The sequence below is a fragment of the Leptotrichia wadei genome (genome assembly GCF_007990445.1).
GTDB lineage: Bacteria > Fusobacteriota > Fusobacteriia > Fusobacteriales > Leptotrichiaceae > Leptotrichia > Leptotrichia wadei_A.
The window spans coordinates 1,795,956-1,816,937 of sequence record NZ_AP019841.1 but is presented as its reverse complement, the minus strand read 5'-3'; the positions used below and the strand labels follow the sequence as shown (position 1 = coordinate 1,816,937).

The 20,982-nt window shown below is 30.3% G+C and carries 21 protein-coding genes; 16 read left to right on the top strand and 5 right to left on the bottom strand.

All coding sequences use genetic code 11. The annotated features are described in order from the left end of the window. Nucleotides 1–16 precede the first annotated feature (16 nt). Entirely contained in the window at nucleotides 17–721 is a 705-nt protein-coding gene (locus tag FVE74_RS08570) for a radical SAM protein (protein WP_147004151.1), read from the top strand. Between the two features lie 143 nt (nucleotides 722–864). On the opposite strand, the gene FVE74_RS08565 is transcribed toward FVE74_RS08570, so the two are convergent. Beyond that, nucleotides 865–1,245 carry a hypothetical protein gene (locus FVE74_RS08565; RefSeq protein WP_147004150.1) on the bottom strand — a complete coding sequence of 127 codons (381 nt, stop codon included), beginning with the start codon at nucleotides 1,243–1,245 and terminating at the stop codon, nucleotides 865–867. Nucleotides 1,246–1,740: 495 nt separating this feature from the next. Between FVE74_RS08565 and lptB the strand changes: the two genes are divergently transcribed. The 15 genes from lptB to FVE74_RS08490 all read left to right on the top strand — a co-directional run bounded on the left by lptB (nucleotide 1,741) and on the right by FVE74_RS08490 (nucleotide 18,406). Continuing rightward, nucleotides 1,741–2,475 (top strand): LPS export ABC transporter ATP-binding protein, encoded by a 735-nt coding sequence (gene lptB / locus FVE74_RS08560; protein WP_147004149.1) that lies wholly within the window; start codon nucleotides 1,741–1,743, stop codon nucleotides 2,473–2,475. A 13-nt stretch (nucleotides 2,476–2,488) separates the two neighbouring features. Beyond that, on the top strand, nucleotides 2,489–3,109 hold the full coding sequence (locus tag FVE74_RS08555) for a Type 1 glutamine amidotransferase-like domain-containing protein (protein ID WP_147004148.1): 621 nt from the start codon (nucleotides 2,489–2,491) through the stop codon (nucleotides 3,107–3,109). 51 nt (nucleotides 3,110–3,160) lie between these two features. Further along, nucleotides 3,161–5,776, top strand: coding sequence for an alanine--tRNA ligase (gene alaS, locus FVE74_RS08550; protein WP_147004147.1), 2,616 nt, complete (start codon nucleotides 3,161–3,163; stop codon nucleotides 5,774–5,776). 98 nt (nucleotides 5,777–5,874) lie between these two features. Beyond that, the gene (gene ruvX / locus FVE74_RS08545) at nucleotides 5,875–6,291 is read left to right on the top strand and encodes a Holliday junction resolvase RuvX (RefSeq protein ID WP_147004146.1); all 417 of its coding nucleotides are present in this window, start codon (nucleotides 5,875–5,877) and stop codon (nucleotides 6,289–6,291) included. Between the two features lie 297 nt (nucleotides 6,292–6,588). Further along, the gene (secD, locus tag FVE74_RS08540) at nucleotides 6,589–7,806 is read left to right on the top strand and encodes a protein translocase subunit SecD (RefSeq protein ID WP_147004145.1); all 1,218 of its coding nucleotides are present in this window, start codon (nucleotides 6,589–6,591) and stop codon (nucleotides 7,804–7,806) included. After that, nucleotides 7,796–8,767, top strand: a complete 972-nt coding sequence (gene secF / locus FVE74_RS08535) for a protein translocase subunit SecF (RefSeq protein WP_147004144.1) — start codon at nucleotides 7,796–7,798, stop codon at nucleotides 8,765–8,767. Before secD ends, secF begins: the two co-directional genes overlap by 11 nt. Nucleotides 8,768–8,833: 66 nt before the next feature. Beyond that, the gene (gene alr / locus FVE74_RS08530) at nucleotides 8,834–9,931 is read left to right on the top strand and encodes an alanine racemase (RefSeq protein ID WP_147004143.1); all 1,098 of its coding nucleotides are present in this window, start codon (nucleotides 8,834–8,836) and stop codon (nucleotides 9,929–9,931) included. Between the two features lie 10 nt (nucleotides 9,932–9,941). After that, nucleotides 9,942–10,523 (top strand): CvpA family protein, encoded by a 582-nt coding sequence (locus tag FVE74_RS08525; protein ID WP_147004142.1) that lies wholly within the window; start codon nucleotides 9,942–9,944, stop codon nucleotides 10,521–10,523. 66 nt (nucleotides 10,524–10,589) lie between these two features. Then, entirely contained in the window at nucleotides 10,590–11,687 is a 1,098-nt protein-coding gene (locus FVE74_RS08520; RefSeq protein ID WP_147004141.1) for an LptF/LptG family permease, read from the top strand. Between the two features lie 13 nt (nucleotides 11,688–11,700). After that, nucleotides 11,701–12,777 (top strand): LptF/LptG family permease, encoded by a 1,077-nt coding sequence (locus tag FVE74_RS08515; protein ID WP_147004140.1) that lies wholly within the window; start codon nucleotides 11,701–11,703, stop codon nucleotides 12,775–12,777. A 153-nt stretch (nucleotides 12,778–12,930) separates the two neighbouring features. After that, nucleotides 12,931–14,151, top strand: coding sequence for a M16 family metallopeptidase (locus FVE74_RS08510; RefSeq protein ID WP_147004139.1), 1,221 nt, complete (start codon nucleotides 12,931–12,933; stop codon nucleotides 14,149–14,151). Nucleotides 14,152–14,204: 53 nt separating this feature from the next. Then, on the top strand, nucleotides 14,205–15,311 hold the full coding sequence (gene rodA / locus FVE74_RS08505; RefSeq protein WP_147004138.1) for a rod shape-determining protein RodA: 1,107 nt from the start codon (nucleotides 14,205–14,207) through the stop codon (nucleotides 15,309–15,311). Between the two features lie 21 nt (nucleotides 15,312–15,332). Further along, nucleotides 15,333–16,268, top strand: coding sequence for an RluA family pseudouridine synthase (locus FVE74_RS08500; RefSeq protein ID WP_147004137.1), 936 nt, complete (start codon nucleotides 15,333–15,335; stop codon nucleotides 16,266–16,268). A gap of 304 nt (nucleotides 16,269–16,572) precedes the next feature. Further along, the gene (gene accD, locus FVE74_RS08495; RefSeq protein WP_147004136.1) at nucleotides 16,573–17,424 is read left to right on the top strand and encodes an acetyl-CoA carboxylase, carboxyltransferase subunit beta; all 852 of its coding nucleotides are present in this window, start codon (nucleotides 16,573–16,575) and stop codon (nucleotides 17,422–17,424) included. 34 nt (nucleotides 17,425–17,458) lie between these two features. Continuing rightward, complete coding sequence (locus FVE74_RS08490; RefSeq protein ID WP_147004135.1) at nucleotides 17,459–18,406, top strand: acetyl-CoA carboxylase carboxyltransferase subunit alpha; 948 nt, start codon at nucleotides 17,459–17,461, stop codon at nucleotides 18,404–18,406. A gap of 190 nt (nucleotides 18,407–18,596) precedes the next feature. On the opposite strand, the gene FVE74_RS08485 is transcribed toward FVE74_RS08490, so the two are convergent. The 4 genes from FVE74_RS08485 to FVE74_RS08470 all read right to left on the bottom strand — a co-directional run bounded on the left by FVE74_RS08485 (nucleotide 18,597) and on the right by FVE74_RS08470 (nucleotide 20,822). After that, a complete protein-coding gene (locus FVE74_RS08485) occupies nucleotides 18,597–19,001 on the bottom strand; it encodes a hypothetical protein (protein WP_010128485.1) in 405 nt (134 codons plus the stop codon). A gap of 42 nt (nucleotides 19,002–19,043) precedes the next feature. Then, on the bottom strand, nucleotides 19,044–19,397 hold the full coding sequence (locus FVE74_RS08480; RefSeq protein ID WP_147004134.1) for an AtpZ/AtpI family protein: 354 nt from the start codon (nucleotides 19,395–19,397) through the stop codon (nucleotides 19,044–19,046). Between the two features lie 74 nt (nucleotides 19,398–19,471). Beyond that, nucleotides 19,472–20,260: a class I SAM-dependent DNA methyltransferase gene (locus FVE74_RS08475; RefSeq protein WP_147004133.1), complete on the bottom strand. Its 789-nt coding sequence runs from the start codon at nucleotides 20,258–20,260 to the stop codon at nucleotides 19,472–19,474. Between the two features lie 127 nt (nucleotides 20,261–20,387). Next, nucleotides 20,388–20,822 carry a hypothetical protein gene (locus FVE74_RS08470; RefSeq protein WP_147004132.1) on the bottom strand — a complete coding sequence of 145 codons (435 nt, stop codon included), beginning with the start codon at nucleotides 20,820–20,822 and terminating at the stop codon, nucleotides 20,388–20,390. Nucleotides 20,823–20,982: the final 160 nt, after the last annotated feature.

Sequence of the window (20,982 nt, the reverse complement as noted above, 5' to 3'; positions counted from 1 at the left end):
AAAAGGTATATATAACATGGAAAGATATAGTGTAATAAAAGAGAAAAATCCTCGTGAAATCGTATTATTAAAAGGGTTTAGCTGTGCTTATGGAAAGTGTGCTTTTTGTAATTACATTTTGGATAATACGAATGACGAAGAAGAGATGAAAAAAGTAAATTTTGAGGCTTTGAGTAGAGTTACTGGGGAATATGGAGTTCTTGAAGTTATAAACTCTGGGTCGGTGTTTGAGCTAAATGGTGCGACATTGGAGAAAATAAGAGAAATTTGTAATAGGAAAAATATAAAAATACTTTATTTTGAAGCATATTTTGGGTACTTAAATAGATTGAATGAAATTAGAGAATATTTTTCTGAACAAGAAGTAAGATTTGCATTCGGATTGGAAACTTTTGACAATAATTATAGAGCTAAGGTTTTGAAGAAAAATTTTATTTTAAATGAAAGAGTTTTGGAAAAATTAAAAAGCGAATATCAAATGTGCTTATTAATGATTTGTACAAAAGGACAGACGAAAGAACAGATTTTAAGCGATATTGAGCAAGGAATGAAAAATTTTAAGGAGCTAGTTGTAAGTGTATTTGTAAATAATGGTACGGAAATTGAAAGAGATGAAGAGCTTGTAGCTTGGTTTTTGACGGAAATTTATCCGAAATATAAAGATGTTCCAAATATTGAGATTTTAGTTGACAATAAAGATTTTGGAGTGTATGTTCAATAAAATTACTCGAATTTTTAACATTGAATTTTAATAAAAAAAAAGAATATGTTTTATTTATTTTATGACAAGGGGTTTTAGCCCCTTGCTAAGATTAAAAATTTATAATGGATTTATTACGTGAAAATGTGAAATAGTATGAGTTTTTAACTATTTTTTTTGGAAATGCCAATACCATTTTCAAACATATCAATTTCATTTTCCAATTCTTTTAAATCACTTCGGACATAATGGTCGTTATCGGTTCCAAGTCTAAAGGTTCTCACTAATGGCATATTTTTGTGATTTATTTCAAATAAGTATTCTTCTACAATCATTTTTGTCTTATTATTTTTATCATCATCTTCAAAATCTATGACAAGTGTTACATTTAAATCCGAGAGTTCATTAATGTCAATTTTCTTTTCATTTACAAAATAGTTTAAAATGCATTGCTTTATTACAAACTCTAGTTCCTCTTCGATTACTTCACGTGGCTTTTCGATATTTTGTGTTAAGTACAAAATAGCTTTATCTAAAAAAATCATTTTTTTATTTCCTTTCTTCTTACAATTATATTTCTTTTTCAATTATATAATAAAAATATTTTAAAAACAAATTTTTTTACTAAATTAAGTCATTTGTTAAATTTTTACGTGGTCAATTTTAAAAAAAAGTAGAAAAAAAAGCAAAAATGATTTATAATATATCGAAGTAATAATAATTTTAAGAATTTAAAATTATTAGGCTTGCTCGGAAACTACATGTATTTAGAATTTAATAAAACAAATGTTCTGAAGCAAGGAATTTTGATTTCTTGTAAAATAAAAAAGATAAGTTGCCGAACAGATCTATTGAAGTTAAAATAAATAAACGACATTGAAAAGAAAAAAATTAGAAAATGTAAAAATGAAGGCTGTAAAATTGAATAATAGTAATGTTTATAGTGGAGTGAAATTTTTGAATCTTGTAAAAAAAGGAAGAAAAATAAAAATTAGAATTTTTATAAAAGAATAGAAAAAAGAGAATAAGTAGGAGAGAATATGGCTAGAAAAATTAGTATAGAAGCCGATAGCTTGAAAAAGATATATAAAAACAGAGAAGTTGTAAAAAGTGTAAGCCTTGCGATGGAAAAGGGCGAGGTTGTGGGACTTCTTGGACCTAATGGGGCAGGAAAGACAACTACGTTTTATATGATTACAGGAATTGTAAGGCCAAATCACGGAAGAGTTATGTATAATGGGCAGGAAATTACAAACTTGCCAATGTACAAAAGGGCTAGGCTAGGGCTTGGATATTTGCCACAAGAGGCATCTGTTTTTAGAAATTTGACTGTGGAAGAAAATATAGTTTCAGTTTTGGAAATGCGTGGAGTTCCTAAAAAAGAACGTATTGCTACAATGCAAAGTTTGATTGAAGAATTTAAACTTTCACATGTTGCAAAAAGTTTAGGGTATGCACTTTCAGGAGGAGAACGAAGACGTGTGGAAATTGCTCGAACGATTTCTACAAATCCAGATTTTATTTTGTTGGATGAGCCTTTTGCAGGAGTTGACCCTATTGCAGTAGAAGACATTCAAAATATAATTATCCAATTAAAAGAAAGAGGATTAGGAGTTTTAATTACAGACCATAATGTGCGTGAAACATTGAGAATTACTGAAAGAGCATATATAATGGCTGAAGGGACAATCTTGATTTCTGGAACTGGTGAGCAAATTGCGAATGATGAAACTGCCAGAAGAGTTTATCTTGGAGATAACTTCAAGTTGGATTAGGAGGTTGATTTTTTTGAAAAATATGATTTTGACGTCATCTTTATACGAAAGTATAGGATTTGTAAAAGAATTTTTGGATAAAAATGCTAAAAGTAAAAAAATATTATTTATTCCGACAGCAACTAATGTGGAAGAATATAAGAATTATATGTATCTTACAGAGAAGGCTTTTGAGGATATTGGATATGAAGTGGACAATTTTGATATTTCTGTTTTTTCAGAAAAAACAGTGAAGGAGAAATTATCGAAGGCAGAGATAATCTTTATTTCTGGTGGAAATACATTTTATTTATTACAAGAATTGAAAAGAAAAAATTTAATTTCTTATTTGAAGGAAAGAATAGAAAATGGATTGCTTTATATCGGAGAATCGGCAGGGTCTGTAATAACAGGTCCTAATATCGAATATGCTTCTCTTGCAGACGATAAAACATTGGCAAAGGAATTAAGTGATTACACAGGAATGAATCTGATAGATTTTTATTTAGTTCCTCATTTTGGCGAAGAACCGTTTGCAGAAAGTTCTGAAAAAATAGTTAAATTGTATAAGGATAAATTAGATTTGGAATTAATAAATAATAAAGAAGCGATATTAATTAAAAATAATGATTTTAAAATATTAAAAAATAAATAAGAAGATAAATTAAGAAAGGAGAGAGGTTGTTTTTACAATCTCGGATAAATAATGACAGGAAATGAAATAAGAAAAAGTTTTGTAGATTTTTTTAAATCAAAGGAGCATAAACATTTTGAAAGTGCTTCGTTAATACCAGATGATAAAAGTTTGTTGTTGACGGTTGCTGGGATGGTGCCGTTTAAGCCATTTTTCTTGGGAGAGAAGGAAGCTCCGTTTCCAAGAATTACGACTTATCAAAAATGTATAAGAACTAATGATTTGGAAAATGTAGGAAGAACGCCTAGACACCATACATTTTTTGAAATGCTGGGGAATTTTTCGTTTGGAGATTACTTTAAAAAGGAAGCGATTGAATGGTCTTGGGAATATATAACAAAAATTTTGAAATTGGATCCAGAAAGACTTTATGTTTCTGTTTATAAAACAGACGATGAGGCTTATGAAATTTGGAATAAGGAAATTGGAGTGCCTGAAGATAGAATTGTTAGACTTGGAGAAGAAGATAACTGGTGGGCAGCTGGACCTGTAGGTTCTTGTGGACCTTGTAGTGAAATTTACTACGATACACAAAATATGGGTAAAAATAATGAAGAAATTAACTGTAAGCCAGGAGATGAAGGAGATAGATTCTTAGAAATTTGGAACCTTGTGTTTACTGAATGGAATAGACTTGAAGACGGTTCACTTGTGCCACTTCCAGAAAAAAATATTGATACAGGAGCAGGACTTGAAAGAATAGCTTCAGTTGTGCAAAAAAAAGATAATAACTTTGAAACTGATATATTTATGCCAATAATAAAAGGTATTGAAAAAGTCTTGGATATTAAGAAAGAAGAATTTGAAATTACGGTAAAAGTTATTGCGGATCATATTAGAGCGTCAGTATTTTTGATAGCGGATGGAGTTTTGCCATCAAATGAAGGTCGTGGATATATTTTAAGAAAAATTATAAGAAGAGCATTTGGTGCGGGAATCGTTGCGAAACAAAAATTAGATATTACGAAAGATGATTTGTTCTTGTATAAATTAGTGCCTTATGTTGTGGAAAATATGAAAGAGGCATATCCAGAATTAGTTGAAAAACAAGAATATATTGAAAAAGTTTTAAGACTTGAGCAAGAAAGATTTGCGTTGACATTGAAAAATGGAATTGAAATGCTAACTGAAGAAATTGAAAAAATGGATAAAGAAGGAATTAAAAAACTTTCAGCAGATGCTTCGTTTAAATTATATGATACATTTGGACTTCCGTTTGAGTTAACAGAATTAATTTTGGAAAATCAAGGGTATGAAGTTTCTGAAGAAGAATTTAACCAAAAATTAGAAGAACAAGTAAAAAGATCAAAAAATAGCAGAGTTACAGTTTCAGATATGATAAAAGATGACTTTATTGATAAATTCTTTGAAGAACACGGAAAAACTGAATTTACAGGATATGAAAAATTTGAAGATGAAGGAAAGATTTTGCATATTGCTAAAAGTGAAGGGATTTCAGGATATGAAGTGATTTTTGATAGAACGCCATTTTATGCGGAATCAGGAGGACAAGTTGCGGATACTGGAATTATTACTTCTGGAGAATTTGAAGGAAAAGTTGTAAATGTTGTGAAAAAACATGATGTATTTATTCATCAAGTAGAGATTGTAAAAGGAATTGCTCCAGCAGTTGGTGCAGAAGCAAAAATGAAAATTGATGCGGATCGTAGAAAAGATATTCAAAGAAACCATACTGCAACACATATTTTACATAAAGTTTTAAGAGAAAATTTAGGAACTCATGTTGAGCAATCTGGTTCGCTTGTGGATGATGAAAAATTGAGATTTGACTTTTCACATTATGAAGCAATTGAGCCAGAAATGATTGAAAAAATCGAAAAAGCTGTAAATGACATTATTTTGTCTAACTTGAAAGTTAAAATTGATTTTGAAAATATTGAAGATGCGAAAAAAAGAGGAGCGATGGCACTTTTCTCTGATAAATATGGAGATGTAGTTCGTGTCGTTGAAATTGACGGATATTCAATCGAGCTTTGTGGAGGTGCACATGTTAAATCTACTGGAGAAATCGGATTATTCAATATTGAATCTGAAAGTGGAATAGCTTCAGGAACTCGTAGAATTACAGCAACAACAGGACATGCAAGTTTGAAATATGTTAATAAACTTGAAGAAAAATTAAGTAAAGTTGCTGGAATGTTGAAAACTGATGGAAAAAATGTGGTTGATGTTGTAGAGAAGTACATTGCAGAAGCTAAAAATATCGTAAAAGAATATGAGCAATTACAAACTAAATTAGTAAAATATGAAATCAATGAATTACTTGAAAATGTAGATGAAATAAATGGAGTAAAAGTATTAAAAGTTGCGTTTACAAATAAAGATGTAAATGAATTAAAAGAAATCGTAGATAGAGGAAAAGAAAAACTTCAATCTGGAATTATTATTTTGGGAACAAATAATGGCGGAAAAGCGATTTTCGTAGTTGGAGTTACAAAAGACTTGATTTCAAAAGTAAAAGCTGGAGAAATAGTAAAAGTTGCGGCTCAAGTTGCTGGTGGAAACGGTGGAGGAAGACCTGATTTCGCACAGGCTGGTGGAAAAGATGGAAATGCTGTAAAAGAAGCTGTTGATAAAGCATTTGAGTTTGTAAATGAAAAATTGTAATTTATATGATTGAATAAATGCCAATTAGCAAGGGGTTTATCCCCTTGTCGAAAAATTAATTCATAATTTGAATAATAAAATTTAGAAATGAGAAAAAGATGAGAAAATTTATTGGACTTGATGTCGGAGATGTGAGAATTGGGGTTGCGAAATGCGATCCTTTGGGAATTCTTGCGACTGCTCTTGAAGTGATTGACAGAAATAAAACTGAGCCGATTTCTCGAATAAAAGAGATATTAGACGATGAAAGCACAAAAAAAGTCGTTGTTGGACTTCCAAAAAGCTTGGACGGAACTAAAAAAAGGCAAGTTGAAAAAGTTGAAGAATTTGTGGAAGAGTTAAAAAAAGAAATACCAGGAATTCAGATTATTTTTGTGGATGAGAGATACACGACAACAGAAGCGGAACATTATTTGAAAAATTATTCTAAAAAGAATGGGAAAGAACGAAGGAAAGTTGTGGATATGGTGGCAGCTTCGATAATTTTACAAAAATATTTGGATACATTAGCTTAAAAAGTCTAAATATAGAGTTTTTAACAAAAAAATAGCAAGAAGTTACCGACTTCTATAGGCGGGAGTAGTTCACTTATTTGTATTAAAGATAATTGAAATTGAAAAGCAAGTTCTATTTCTCTTTTGTAAGAAAGTTTTGCGTAAAGCAAAAGGACATGGTGTTTGATATTCTTGCTTAAAGAAACTTAAAAATAAATAAAACTTAAAGAGTAATAAAAGTATATTTATTTTAAAATTTATTAAACATATTTATAAGAATAGATATTTAAATAAAATAAAAAAAGAAAGGATGAAAAAATGCAAAATAAAAAATCACATTATATTTGGCTGCTTGTAGTTATTATTGTTCCAATTGTTATTTTAGCATTGAATAAAATAAAATTGGGGCTTGATTTACGAGGTGGAACATCAGTTGTATTGCAGGCACAGGGGAAAATTGAGCCTGATACGATGAGTAAAGTTAAAAGTATTATTGAAAGAAGGGTAAACAGTATTGGGGTGGCTGAACCTGTTATTCAGCTTAGTGGAAATGATAAATTGATAGTGGAGCTTGCGGGAATAAAAGATCCTCAAAAGGCTGTTGAATTAATTGGTACGACTGCAAAACTTGAGTTTAGAATAAAAAATAGGGATGGTTCTTATGGGCCTGTGCTTTTGGAAGGATCTGCCTTAAAATCTGCAGGGGTAACAAGAGATCAAATGGGAATGCCATCAGTTAGTTTTGAATTGAGTTCGCAAGGGGCAAATACCTTTGCTAAGATTACAAGAGAAAATATTGGAAAGCAGCTGGCAATAATGCTGGATAATAAAGAACAGTCGGCTCCTACGATTAACAGTGAAATTAGTGGAGGAAGTGGAGTTATAACTGGAAGATTTTCAATGGAAGAAGCAAATAACCTTGCAAATCTATTAAAATCAGGAGCGTTGCCTGTGGAAATAAAAATTGTTGAAAATAGAACGGTTGGTGCAACACTTGGAGTAGATTCGATAAAACAGACTGGAGTAGCTGGATTAATTGCTTTATGTGTAATTTCAGTATTTATGATTGCTATTTATAAAATACCTGGAATTGTGGCAGATATTGCACTTCTTATAAATGGAGTTCTAGTTTTAGGATTGCTTAGTGGAGTTGGAGCGGCCTTGACACTTCCTGGAATTGCAGGATTTATCTTGACATTGGGAATGGCAGTTGACTCGAATGTAATTACTTATGAAAGAGTAAAAGATGAGCTGCGGTTTGGAGAATCGCTGCATGATGCGGTGGAAAAGGGTTATGAAAATGCTTTTCCTGCGATAATTGACGGAAATATAACAACGTTACTTGTGGCGGCTGTGTTATTCTTCTTTGGAACAGGGCCAATAAAGGGATTTGCTGTAACATTGTCACTTGGTGTGGTTGCTACGGTAATTACAGGGGTATTTGTATCAAAAATATTTTTAAGATTGTTTATACAGGTGTTTAAGATAAAAAGAGAGCAGTTGTTCTGGAAAGGAGCTTTAAATAATGAAGATTAATTTGAAAGTTATTAAACATAGAAAACTTTATTTGGGGATTTCAGCGGCAATGGTTTTAATTTCACTAATTTCACTATTTACTATAAAATTAAATTTAGGTGTTGACTTTAAAGGTGGAGAATTAATTCAACTGAAATACAGTAAAAAAATAGATCAAAATGCAGTAAATAGCACGTTAAACAGTTTAATTGGGAAAATTCCTCAAATGAAGGCAAAAAGAGTACAGTTTTCTGATACGGATAATACAGTTATTATAAGAACTGAGCAAATGAGCGGTACTCAAAAAGCAAAAGTAATGTCAGAATTAAAACAAAATACTGGAAAATTTGAAGTTGTAAAAAATGAAACTGTAGGTGCGGTAATTGGTAAGGAATTAACAGCAAATGCATTTCAAGCGTTATTGATAGGAAGTATATTGATTATTATTTATATTACAGTAAGATTTGAGTTTATTTATGCAATAGCGGGAATTGTGGCATTAATTCACGATGTTATTATTGCTTTTGGGATTATTACAATGCTTAGATATGAAATAGATACTCCATTTATTGCGGCAATTCTTACAATTTTGGGATATTCCATTAATGATACGATTGTCGTATTTGACAGAATTAGGGAAAATATTAAGAAAAATAGATCAGGAAGAAATAAAGTTTCAATGTCATTTGGTGAAATAATAGAAAAATCTATAAATCAAGTATTTACAAGATCGATTTATACTTCATTGACTACTTTATTTTCTGTAATTGTACTTCTTATTCTTGGAGGAGATACGTTAAAGACATTTAGTATGACATTGTTTGTGGGAATGTTAGTTGGAACGTATTCATCAGTATTTGTAGCAAGTCCTTTGGTTTATATCATGAAAAAAGGTAAAGATGAGCCAAAAGCTAAAGATACTACAAAACATTCAGGAAAAACAGTAAATGGATATGATGAAAAGGATAAAGTTTTAGTTTAGTTAAATTGTTTGAAAGATAGGATAAAATAAAAAATAAAATGATAAGTTTAGAAGGTGAAATGAAAAATGCGATGCTGGGCAGAAATAAATATAAATAATTTGTATAGCAATATTGATGAAATTGAGAAAATTGTGCCTAAAGAGAAAATAATAGCGGTAATAAAGGCAGATGCTTATGGGCATGGAATGTTAAAAATCTGTGACGCTTTAATAAAAAAGGGAATTAAGAATTTTGCTGTGGCGACAAGTGATGAAGCACTGAAAATAAAGGAACTTCATAATGATATTATGGTGCTGATATTAGGACCTGTGGAAAATGAATATATGGATCTCATTGCTGACAAGAAGATTTATTTTATGGTGACAGATTTTGAAGAAATAGAATTTTTGGAAAAAACTGGAAAAGAAAACGGGAAAACTGTGGACGTGTTTATAAAGATAGATACAGGAATGGGACGTGTAGGATTTCAAGAAAGCGAAGTGGAACAATTAAATAAAATTCTTAAAAATGTAAAACATATTAATCCAATAGGAATCTTTTCGCATTTTTCATCATCTGACAGCGACAAAGAATATACAAAATTGCAGGAAAGAAAATTTAAAGCAATGTGTGAAAAAATATCAAGTGGGATACCATCAATACGATACAGACATCTGCACAACAGTTTTGGAACTTTAAAATTTCAAGAAAGCATACAGGATTTTGTGAGAGCGGGAATTATAATTTATGGAGGAGTTACAGATAAGGAAACTGCACCGTATAAATTTAAGTCTGTAATGTCTCTTTTTGCTAAAATAAGCTATATAAAAACATTAAAGGAAGACAGCTTTATAAGTTATGGAAATACTTATCTTGGAAAAGCTGGGGAAACTTATGCGACTGTTTCCATCGGGTATGCTGACGGAGTAAGGCGTGATTTGTCAAATAAAGGTTATGTTTTTTATAAAGGACATAAATGTAAAATTGCAGGACGTGTTTGTATGGATCAGCTTATGATTTTACTTCCTGATGAATTAAAGGATGAAGCTAAAAAAGGCGATGTTGTGGAATTTTTTGGTGAAAATATAAGTGTTGTGGAAGTTGCTGAATTGTGTGGCACTATTTCGTATGAGATTTTATGTGGAATAAGTCAAAGGGTGCCTAGAATTTATGTAGAAAAATAGGAGTAAAAAAATGATACTGGATATTGGATTTGTAGTTTTGCTGATAATATTTATGTTTCTTGGGTACAGGAGAGGTTTTTCGCTAGAATTTTTTAATATGTTTAAGTATATTTTTATTATTTTTATAACAAATTATGTTTATAAATTTTTTCTGGATTCAGAGGGAATTAAGTCTCAAAATCAGTTGAAAGTATTTATTGTAATCGTCGCAATCCAATATCTTGCCTATTCTGCTATTTTGATAATTAATAAAAAGTTTTTAAAGAGTATAAAAATAAATAAATTTGATAAATTATCTGGAATGATATTTGGAATAATGAAATTGTTTTTTGTTGCAATTATTGTATACATTGTAGTAATTGCAGGCTCTCTAAAAAGTAAAAGCATAAAAAATGCAAGGAATAAAAGTATTTGCATTAAGATTATGACAAAATATGCACTAAGGTTTACGGATTCTTTTCCTGGATTTATAGAAAATGATGTGAAAAGATATGTTATAAGTCAGCGGGAAAAGGAAGTAATAAATGATGTTTTACATGATTATGAAAATCCAGAACCAGATAAATTTGAAAAATCAAAAGAGATTAATTAAAATAAATAAAAAGATTTATGAAAAAAATGGAATACAAAGAAAAATAAAAAAGGAAAATTGATAAAAATGAAAATAATTGACAGGTATATTTACAATTCACTTATTTTGCCGTCATTGTTTGGAATTAGCATATTTACATTTATTATGATGTTAAATGTTGTAATGGAAGTTATGGAGCGTCTGTTTGCAAGTGATTTGCCGTTTATATCCATAATAGACTATCTATTTTATGCAATGCCAGGAGTTCTTGTGCAGACAATACCGATGGGAGCGTTTCTTGGAGTAATGCTTGTCTATGGCGGACTTTCAGAAACAAATGAGATTGTTGCAATGGAAGGTTCTGGAATAGGGCTTTTTAGAATACTTAGACCAGCATTTATTTTTGGTGTAGTGTTAACATTGATTGGATTAGGACTTGAAATTTATGTAAATCCCCGTGCCTTGGAAAATATAAATGCTCAGACAAAGCAGGTGCTTGCTTCAAAGCCTAGTTCACTGACGGAAGAAAAAGTATTTCTGACAAATGAAGAAAAGGGATTTGGTTTTTATATTGATGAGGTAAATAATGAAGCGGCAACAGCAAAAAACTTTCTAATAATAAATAAACGTGGGGATAACCATTATCCAATAGTTTTTTTGGCTGAAAATGCAAGATTTGATCCAGGAATCATAAATTTGAGCAAAGTAAAAGGGTATGCTTTTGAAAAAGATGGCAGCAATCAAGTTTCAGCTGAGTATATGGAACAGGAAATACCTATTACTACTTTTTTTAGAGAAAGCAAGAAGGAAGTGAAAAAAAGCCGTAAGGAAATGAATATAAAAGAGTTAAATAAATTTTATAAGGAAAATATAAACAAGCCTGGAGAAAAGGAAACAGCTTTAAAGGCACAGGTAGAAATTTACCAAAGGCTTATAGGTCCGCTAGCAAGTACATTTTTATGCTGGCTTGGAGTGCTTCTTTCAGTTGGGCATAGAAGAAGTGGAAGAGGAATAAGTTTTGGTGTAAGTTTAATCGTTATATTTGGTTATATAGGAATGGCAAGTTATGCAAAAATTATGGTGCTGAAGAATAATGTACCTGCAAATATTGCAATGTGGGTTCCTAATTTTGTTTTATTTATATTGTGTATATATTTCTCAATAAAGAAATATAGAGGAAAATAACGAAGGGAGGAGTATGAACAAATTAGACAAGTATATAATTTCAAATTATGTAAAAAGTTTCCTTTTGGGTATGATGATGTTTTTTTTGATTTTCTTATTAGCAGAAAGTATCAGCTTGACAGGATGGATTATGGATGGAAAGCTTAAAGGCCACGATGCCATAAAGTATCTGAGATATGGAACACCTGAAATTATAACAAATACTGCTCCTCTTGGAGTATTGCTGGGAAGTCTGCTGTGTATAAGCAAGATGGCAAAACAGCTGGAAATTGCCGCAATGAAAACAAGTGGAATAAGTTTTGCAAGAATAGCGTTATTTCCTATGATTTTTTCATTTCTTGTAAGTATGGGAGTATTTTGGATAAACTATGACATATTAGGGAAATCAAATACTAAGAAAGAAAATTTAAAGTCCCTTAAAATTGATAATAAGGAGCCTGTAAGGGCGCAAAAGAAATTCGTTTTCGTAAAAATTGATAAAAAGACAGTTCTGTATAGTGAAAATGTAAATAAAAATACTGGAACAATGGAATATATTGAAATTTTTAAATTTGAAAAGGGATTTAGTAAAATCAGCAAGATATATACTTCGCCATTTGCAAAAATTAATCCGAAAACAAATGTATGGACTTTTAAAGATTTAAAGGAATATGACAGCAGGACTAATTTAACAAAGCCTGCGGATACAAAGAAATTCAGGTTTGTTGCAAGTATGGAAGATGTCCTGGCAAGTCCAGTAAAGGCTAAAAATTTGACAATGCCTGAATTACGTGAGAAAACAGTCTATTTTACAAGGGTCGGAGCAGATTCCTTAAATTTAAGAATAGAATTTTATTATAGAATATCTTTTGCATTGTCATCATTTGTCATGTGCTTAATTGGACTTTCACTTGGAAGTAGATATGTAAGGGGGGGAGCTGCGTTAAATATTGGATTATCTGTAATAATAGGTTATGCCTATTACGGTATCAGCACGATTTTGCGTTCAATGGCAGTTGCAGGCACAGTTCCAATTTATGCGGCTTGCTTTATTCCGTTAATTGTATTTTTTGTAGTTGGAATAAAATTATTTAGAGATTCGGAATATTAATATGTAGTATTATTTTTTTATTTAATACTGTTTCATGTGCAAACAGTGGACTCTTTGCAAAGGGTCAGAAACTATTGTTAGCATATAATATAAAATATAATTCTGTTTTTAAAATAGAGTTTAGTGTAAAATAAGGATTGAGAGAGGATTGAAATGATAGAAAAAATAAGGACAAATACTGGAATAGAAGTTATTTTTGATAAATTAGAAAGTATTTCTACTTGTTCAGTTGGTGTATTTGTAAAAACAGGATCACGGGATGAAAGTGATACAGAAGAAGGAATTTCACATGTTTTAGAGCATATGATCTTTAAGGGGACTCCTAATAGAAATTATTTTGAAATTTCAGATGAGATTGATTATCTTGGGGCGAATGTGAATGCGCATACGACAAAGGAGGAAACTGTTTTTTATATAAATGCCTTGACACAGTTTCTGGGAAAATCTGTTGATATTTTGTTTGATATTGTTATAAATTCTACGATTGATGAAAAGGAATTGGAAAAGGAAAAGGATGTAATTGTGGAAGAAATTAAAATGTATAAGGATTCGCCAGATGACCTGGTATTCGAGATGAATTATGCAGATTGCATAAATGGGCAGTATGGAAAGCCTATTATTGGGACAGAGGCAAGCGTGAAGGGATTTACAGCAGAGGAAATCAGAAAATATTACAGGGAAAGATATACTAAGGATAATATTTTAATTGTTGTTTCTGGAAATTTTGATAAGGATGAAATTATTCAGAAAGTAGATGAATATTTTGGAAAGCTGGCTGATAAGAAGGTTAATAGACGTGAGAAGACAGAGTTTTCATTTAATGCTGGAAAAAGAGTTGTTTCAAAGGATATAAATCAAGTTAATATTTGCATTTCACATCAAAGTGAAGATTATAACAGTGAAAATAAAATATATACTGATATTTTAGCAAATATTATCGGCGGTTCAATGAGTTCTAGACTTTTTCAGGAAATTCGTGAAAAAAATGGGCTTGCATATTCTGTTTACACATTTAATCAGTATTACCTTTCTGGAGGTTTGACATCAACGTATATTGGGACAAATCTGGAAAATTATGAAAAGGCAATAGAAATAACACTTGCAGAATTTAAGAAATTACGTGAAAGTGGAGTAACAGAAGATGAACTTCAAAAGGCAAAAAATAAATATATGAGCCGAATTGCATTTTCAATGGAAAATCCACGTTCAAGAATGGGAATTTTGGGAAATTACTATATTAGAAAAAATGAAATATTAGATGCAGAAAAGATAAAAAATGAAGTAAATTCAGTAAAACTTGAAGATGTGAATAATTTTGCAAAAACTGGATATTTAACAGAAAATATTACGGTTCTTGGAAATATTAAAAAGTAAGGTAAAGTTAAAAGGAATTTATGATAATTAAAAAATAGGGTTAGGAGAAGAGAATGTTTCAAAGTCAAAGAATAATTGAAGATCTGAAAAATAATATTTTTCGTATGGACAAAATGATTTTACTGATAGTTTATGCACTTGTGACAATTAGCACAGTATTTGTATATAGTGCGACAAGACAAAGCGGAATGGTTGGTAAAAATATTTTATGGATTGTTATAGGGACAATATTGATGTTTATTATAGCCGCATTTGATTATAGACATATAAAGCTGTATATTTGGCATATTTACGGAATTGGGGCAATATTGCTGCTGCTTGTACGTTTTGCAGGAAAAAAGACTCTTGGAGCGCAACGTTGGATTGCACTTGGGCCATTTCAGCTGCAGCCGTCGGAATTTGTGAAGGTGATAATTATTCTAGTTATTGCCTACTGGATTGTAGAAAAATATAAAAATGGAATTAACAACTTAAAGGATATTGTTGGTTCAATTCTGCCAGCAATGCCTCTTATATTGCTTATTTTAATACAGCCTGATCTGGGAACGACATTAATAACAATTTCTGCATTTTTATTTATGATTTTTCTGTATGAAGCAAATATGAAGCCAATCTGGATAATAGGAATTGTAGTAATGTTATCAGTTTATCCAGTTTATAGATTTGTACTTAGCAGTTATCAAAGGGATCGTGTAGAAACATTTTTACACCCTGAAAAGGATAAAAAAGGAAGCGGATGGCACGTAATCCAGTCAAAAATTTCAGTTGGAGCAGGAGGTGCATTAGGTAAGGGAGTGTTACAGGGAAGCCAAAGCAGATTGGAATTTCTTCCTGAAGCGCAGACGGATTTTATTTTTTCAGTATTATCTGAAGAAATGGGATTTTTTGGATCCACACTAGTCTTACTTCTATATTTCGGATTAATTTTGGAAATAATGAGGATTACCCGAATTATACAGGACAGTTTTGGCAGGCTTATACTGTATGGCTTGGCAGGTGTAATATTTATGCACGTAGTTGTAAATGTAGGAATGACAATTGGACTTGTGCCAGTTACAGGAAAACCCCTATTGTTCATGAGCTATGGAGGAAGTTCATTTTTAGCTTCGTTTATTATAATAGGAATAGTGGAAAGTATAAAAATTCATAACAATAAATAATTTAAAAAATGGGAGAAATTTTTGGAAAAGAATGAAATTATTGTAAATTCTGAAATGGAAGGGATGAGGCTGGATAGATACTTGAGGAAAAGTTTTAAAAATGAGCCGCTTAGCAGGATTTTTGGTGCAATAAGATCTGGGGATGTAAAAATTAATGGGAAAAAGTCGAAGGAAAATTATCGGCTGTTATTAGATGATAAAATTACAATAAAGAATTTATCAATGGGAAATATTAAAAAAAATGAGAAAATAGAAAATAAAATAAAAAAACTGCAAATTTCTCAAAATGATCTTGAAAAATATAAAAAAATGGTTATTTTTGAAAATGAAGATTTTTTTATTGTAAATAAGGCAGAAAAAATCCCGATGCATAAGGGAACAGGGCATAAATATGGACTCAGTGAAGTTTTTAAAAAAATTTATAAAAGTGAGAATATTAATTTTGCAAATAGAATTGATTTTGAAACATCGGGGCTTGTTATCGGATGTAAAACATTGAAGTTTTTGAGATATATTTCTGAAAAAATTAGGGAAAATGAAGTTCATAAAAAATATTTTGCGATTGTTCATAATGGAGAATTTAAAAATAAAAAAGATTTTAAAATTGAAAATTATTTGACAACGGCTGAAAATAGGGTTATTGTTTCTGAAAATCCTGTTTCAAGGGAATCTAAAAAAAGCATTACTTATTTTAAATATATAAATATTGATAAATTGAAAAATCAGAAAAAAATATTGGATTTACTGGGGAAAAATAAGGATGTTTCGCTTTTGGATATTGAGCTGATCACTGGGAGAAAGCATCAAATTAGGGCTCAGCTGGCTGATAAGGGACTTTTCATAGTTGGAGATAAGAAGTATGGAATAAAGGATGGGAGTGACAGATTTTTTCTCTGCTGCTATTTTCTTTCGTTTGATGAATATAAATTTTCGATTTTAGATAGAGTATTTTTTTAGGAGTGTATATTTTTCAAATTTTATTCTAATAGAAATGATGTATTATATAATAGTATTATAACACCTGTTATTTAGGTTTATGCTCAAACTATATTAGTGTCAAATAAAATTATATTATTTTTCATTTTGGTAATGAATTTATTGTGTAAGGAGTTAAAACTTCCTTGTTTCAAAGTGATAAATATGATTTGTGTTTTTTTATCGGATTTACTGTAAATATATTTGAGTAAAGGAGTTATAATTTTTAAGTTTAATTTTAAAATAACTTTGTTATAAAAAATAAAATTTTTGAGAGGTGAAAAAAATGGGTTTGTTTTCAAGCAGAAAATCAAAAAAAAAGTATGTTACGCTTACATCTAAGTCAAAATTGACAGTGGATATTGTGGATGACAATAAGTGGAAAAAATGTAATCAATGTAATGAAATCATTTACAATGAGGATTTGAAAAATAATCTGAACGTATGTCCAAAATGTGGAAATTATTTTAGGCTTACAGCATTTGAAAGAATTGAACTTTTGATTGATGAAGGAACTTTTATAGAAGAGGATATGACGCTTAATTCTAAAAATGTGTTAAATTTTCCAGGATATGAGGAAAAGTTGGAAACATCACGTGAACGAAGCCGTATGCTGGATGGAGTTATAAGCGGAACTGGAAAAATTAATGGAATAGAAGTTAGTATTGCTGCGATGGAATTTAGCTTTATGGGCGGAAGTATGGGTTCTGTTGTTGGAGAGAGAATTACAAGGGCAATGGAACGTGGACTGAAAAGGAAAATACCTGTTGTGGTAGTTTCAAGTTCAGGAGGTGCTAGAATGCAGGAGGGGATTTTATCACTTATGCAGATGGCAAAAACTTCAGGAGCAGTTAAAAAATTGAATGAAGCTAGAATTCCGTTTATTTCTGTACCTGTTGATCCAACTACCGGTGGAGTTACGGCTTCCTTTGCAATGCTTGGAGATGTGATTATAACTGAGCCAAATGCTTTTATTGCTTTTGCAGGACCTAGAGTTATTGAGCAAACTGTAAACCAGAAATTGCCGAAGGGATTTCAAAGGGCAGAATTTTTATTGGAACACGGAATGGTTGATATAATTTCAGAAAGAAAAGACTTGAAAACAACGATTTACAGAGTATTGGAAAAATTAGTGTAAATTTAAAAATTTTTCAAATGAAAGGATAAAAAAGATGAGTATAAAAGATGAAATTAAGGAATTGGAAGAAGCAATATCGGAATTAAAGGCATTTTCAGCTGAAAAAAACATTGATTTTTCTGCTCAGATTACAGAACTTGAAAAAAAACTGGAAAATAAATATAAGGATTTTGAGGAAAATGAAATGGATGCCTGGAATAGAATCCAAATTTCAAGAAATCCGCAAAGACCGTATACTTTAGATTATATAAATGAGCTGACACAGGATTTTGTGGAACTTCACGGTGACAGGTTATCTAAGGATGATCATGCAATTGTCGGTGGACTTGCAATGATTGATGGATACAAAATAATGGTAATCGGGCATCAAAAGGGAAGAGATATTGATTCAAACCTTTACAGAAATTTTGGTATGGCAAGTCCTGAAGGATATAGAAAGGCATTGAGATTAATGAGAATGGCAGAACGTTTTAAATTGCCGGTTTTAACATTAATTGACACAGCTGGAGCTTATCCTGGAATAGAAGCCGAAGAAAAAGGGCAAGGTGAAGCTATTGCTAAAAATCTTGAAGAAATGTTTGGACTGCGTGTGCCGATTGTGTCGGTTGTAATTGGTGAAGGTGGAAGTGGAGGAGCATTGGGAATTGGAGTTGCTGATTCTATTTTGATGCTTGAAAATAGTGTATATTCAGTTATTTCTCCTGAAGGATGCGCTTCAATCCTGTTTAATGATTCAACAAAAGCGCCAGAAGCTGCTAGAAGTTTAAAAATGGATGCAATCAGCTTAAAAAGTTTAGGGATTATAGATGGAATTATAAAGGAGCCGCTGGGAGGAGCGCACAGAAACCTTGAAGAAATGGCTCAAAACTTGAAGGCTGCAGTTGTAGAGGAATTCAAGAGAATCGATAAATATTCGTTACGTGAATTATTGAGAAAAAGATATGAAAAATATAGAAGAATAGGAGATTTTTTTGAAGAGTAATTTTTTAGAGAATTAAAGTCAGTAGATTTATTATCATACTGAACCATATTAGAAAAAAGAAGACATGTTTTATTTGTTTTATTGCAAGAGGTCAAAACTTTGTTAAACAGAGTCTATAATAAATTTACTATTCTGAGGAAATAACGTTAGAAAGGGGCCAAGGCCCCTTATTTTAAAATAAAAAATTATTTTATTCTTTATTTTTTAAGAAAAACTTTTTTCCAAAATGATACAAAAAATACGAAAATTTAAAGTTCAAAACTCCAATGCCAGTTGCTAAAATATTTGTTAAAACGTGATTTGGGAAGTATTTTTGGCTGATTTTTCCAACAATAAACATTCCAAGGCAAAAGATTGCCATCCGCTTTAAATATTCTAAATTTCCCCGTAATTTAGGCTTATCTTGAAAAAATAGAATTTTTTCCACGCCGTTTATAAGTAAATTTATATTTATTGCCGAAATTACTGCTCCAACTAAGTAACCGAAATAAAGTTCAGAATAGTTGAAAAATATTCCTAAAAGAGGGAAAAATATCATAGTAAAAATTGAGATAATGTATGCACTTTTTATATTTTCAGGCATTTTTTCCAGCATTTCTGTATTTCCTTTCTTTCCTTTTGTATTAAAACTTAGAAATTATTTTATATTATTTATTTGCTTTATAAGCGACCAGTATCCTGAAATAGCCCCTAAAATAAGAAAAATAATCAGGACAATTGGCTGATCCGTTTTAAATAAATATTTTTTCAAAAGCAAATAAAAACCGAGCATAATCAAAATTGGCAGAGCAAGAATATAAACCATATTCGTTGCAAGGGCAAAATATTTCATAATCTTATTATTTCTTTTATTTTTTACTGCCTTGTCATTGTTATGCCTTCCGAGTTTTTTTTCTATTTCAAAAAGTCTTTGTTTTCTTTTTTCTTCTTCTTTTATTCTTTCTTCTTCAGTTGAATCATTTTTTTTGTTTTCTTCATTTTCAATTTTCATAAGTTACCTTCTTTTTTATTTTATAAAATAGCCTATACTAAATTCGTTATATCTAAGTTGAGAAAATATTAGTTTTATAATTTTTTCAGGATAAAAAATATTCGGCTTTCTCCAAATTCAGGGTTTGAGGCGGTATCGAATATTTCAAAGCCTTTATTTTGGACAGTTTTTATAATCCATTCTGGGTCATAGATAAATTTTTTCTGAATTTCATTGTATTTTCTAAATAGATTGTCGTTTTCATTTTCACGGATAAATAAATCTATTTCTATCAGATGTTTTCTTTTGGATAGTTTCTCATGCCGCCAGATGCTTGTGTATTCCGGCTCTTCATCTAGAAAGATGTCATTTTCAAATATTTCTTCAAAAATATCTTCAGTTACAGCATCAAAAATTAAGAATCCATCTTTTTTTAAATTTTTATTACATTTTTCAATAAATTTCAAAAATTCCTTTTCATCCTTTAAATAATTTACCGTATCAAAATTGCAGACAATATAGTCGGCTTGATATAAACTGCCATTTTTATTATTTTCAAAATCTACAGTATTTTCAAAATTTATAATATTTTCTTTAACAAGTTTGTACTTATCTTTTCCAAATTTTTCTTTACCTAATTTTTGTCCATTTAACCTTTTTTTTTCTAATTTTTTTTCTGCAACTTCCAGCATTTTTTCAGACAAGTCCACTCCAACAACAGAAAATCCATCTTCAAGAAACCGTAAAATAAATTCTCCAGTTCCACATCCTAAATCTAAAATAGTTCCTTTTGTTTTTATAAATCTCTTTAAAAAATTATACCATCCATCGTAATCTACATATTTCATAAAAATATCATAAATTTCCGCAAATTGCTTGTGCATAGATCAGCTCCATTTCATCTTGTATTTTTTCTTTTTATATTTTAAATTTCATTTACATTATACTTTAAATAATATAATTTTACAAGTTTATAAATTTAGAGAAAAATGACTGAAGAAAAGTTTATGTTTAATCGTTTTCTTCTATAAATTTATGAGTTTTAAAAATTCTTTCCATTTCTTTTTTAAATGTTGGAGATCCGACTAAATCATATTGTTTTTGTGTAGGCTTCTTGCATACTGCCGCATAGTAAAATTCATGGATTTTATCTTTTTTGCCATTAATATCACGAAGCCCTGCTTCACCTAGCGTTTCGTTAAATTGTTTAATTATATTTTGGACTTCAGTTAAAGTATGTGGCATTTTTTTGCCATCTTTTATATAGCTTTCTTCCATGATCATAGATCCAATTGGAATACATGCATCCACATCTTGTCCATCTTTATTATAAAATCTTCCCCATTCTTCTTCAGACATAAAAAGCACGCCTCTTTCATCTCTGTAAGGTTCTGCTATTCCAAAGGCTGAAAATGCCAATAATCCCAATAAAATAAGTTTTTTCATTTTAAATCTCTCCTTTTTTTATTATTTGTCAAAATTTATAAATCGCATTAATACAATATTTTTCGATTTTAATTTTACTGTGTTTTCTAAGATAATTATACTATATCTTTCCTAAAATTCCAAATATTCAGCTTTAAAAAATTTATTTTTCAAAAAACTA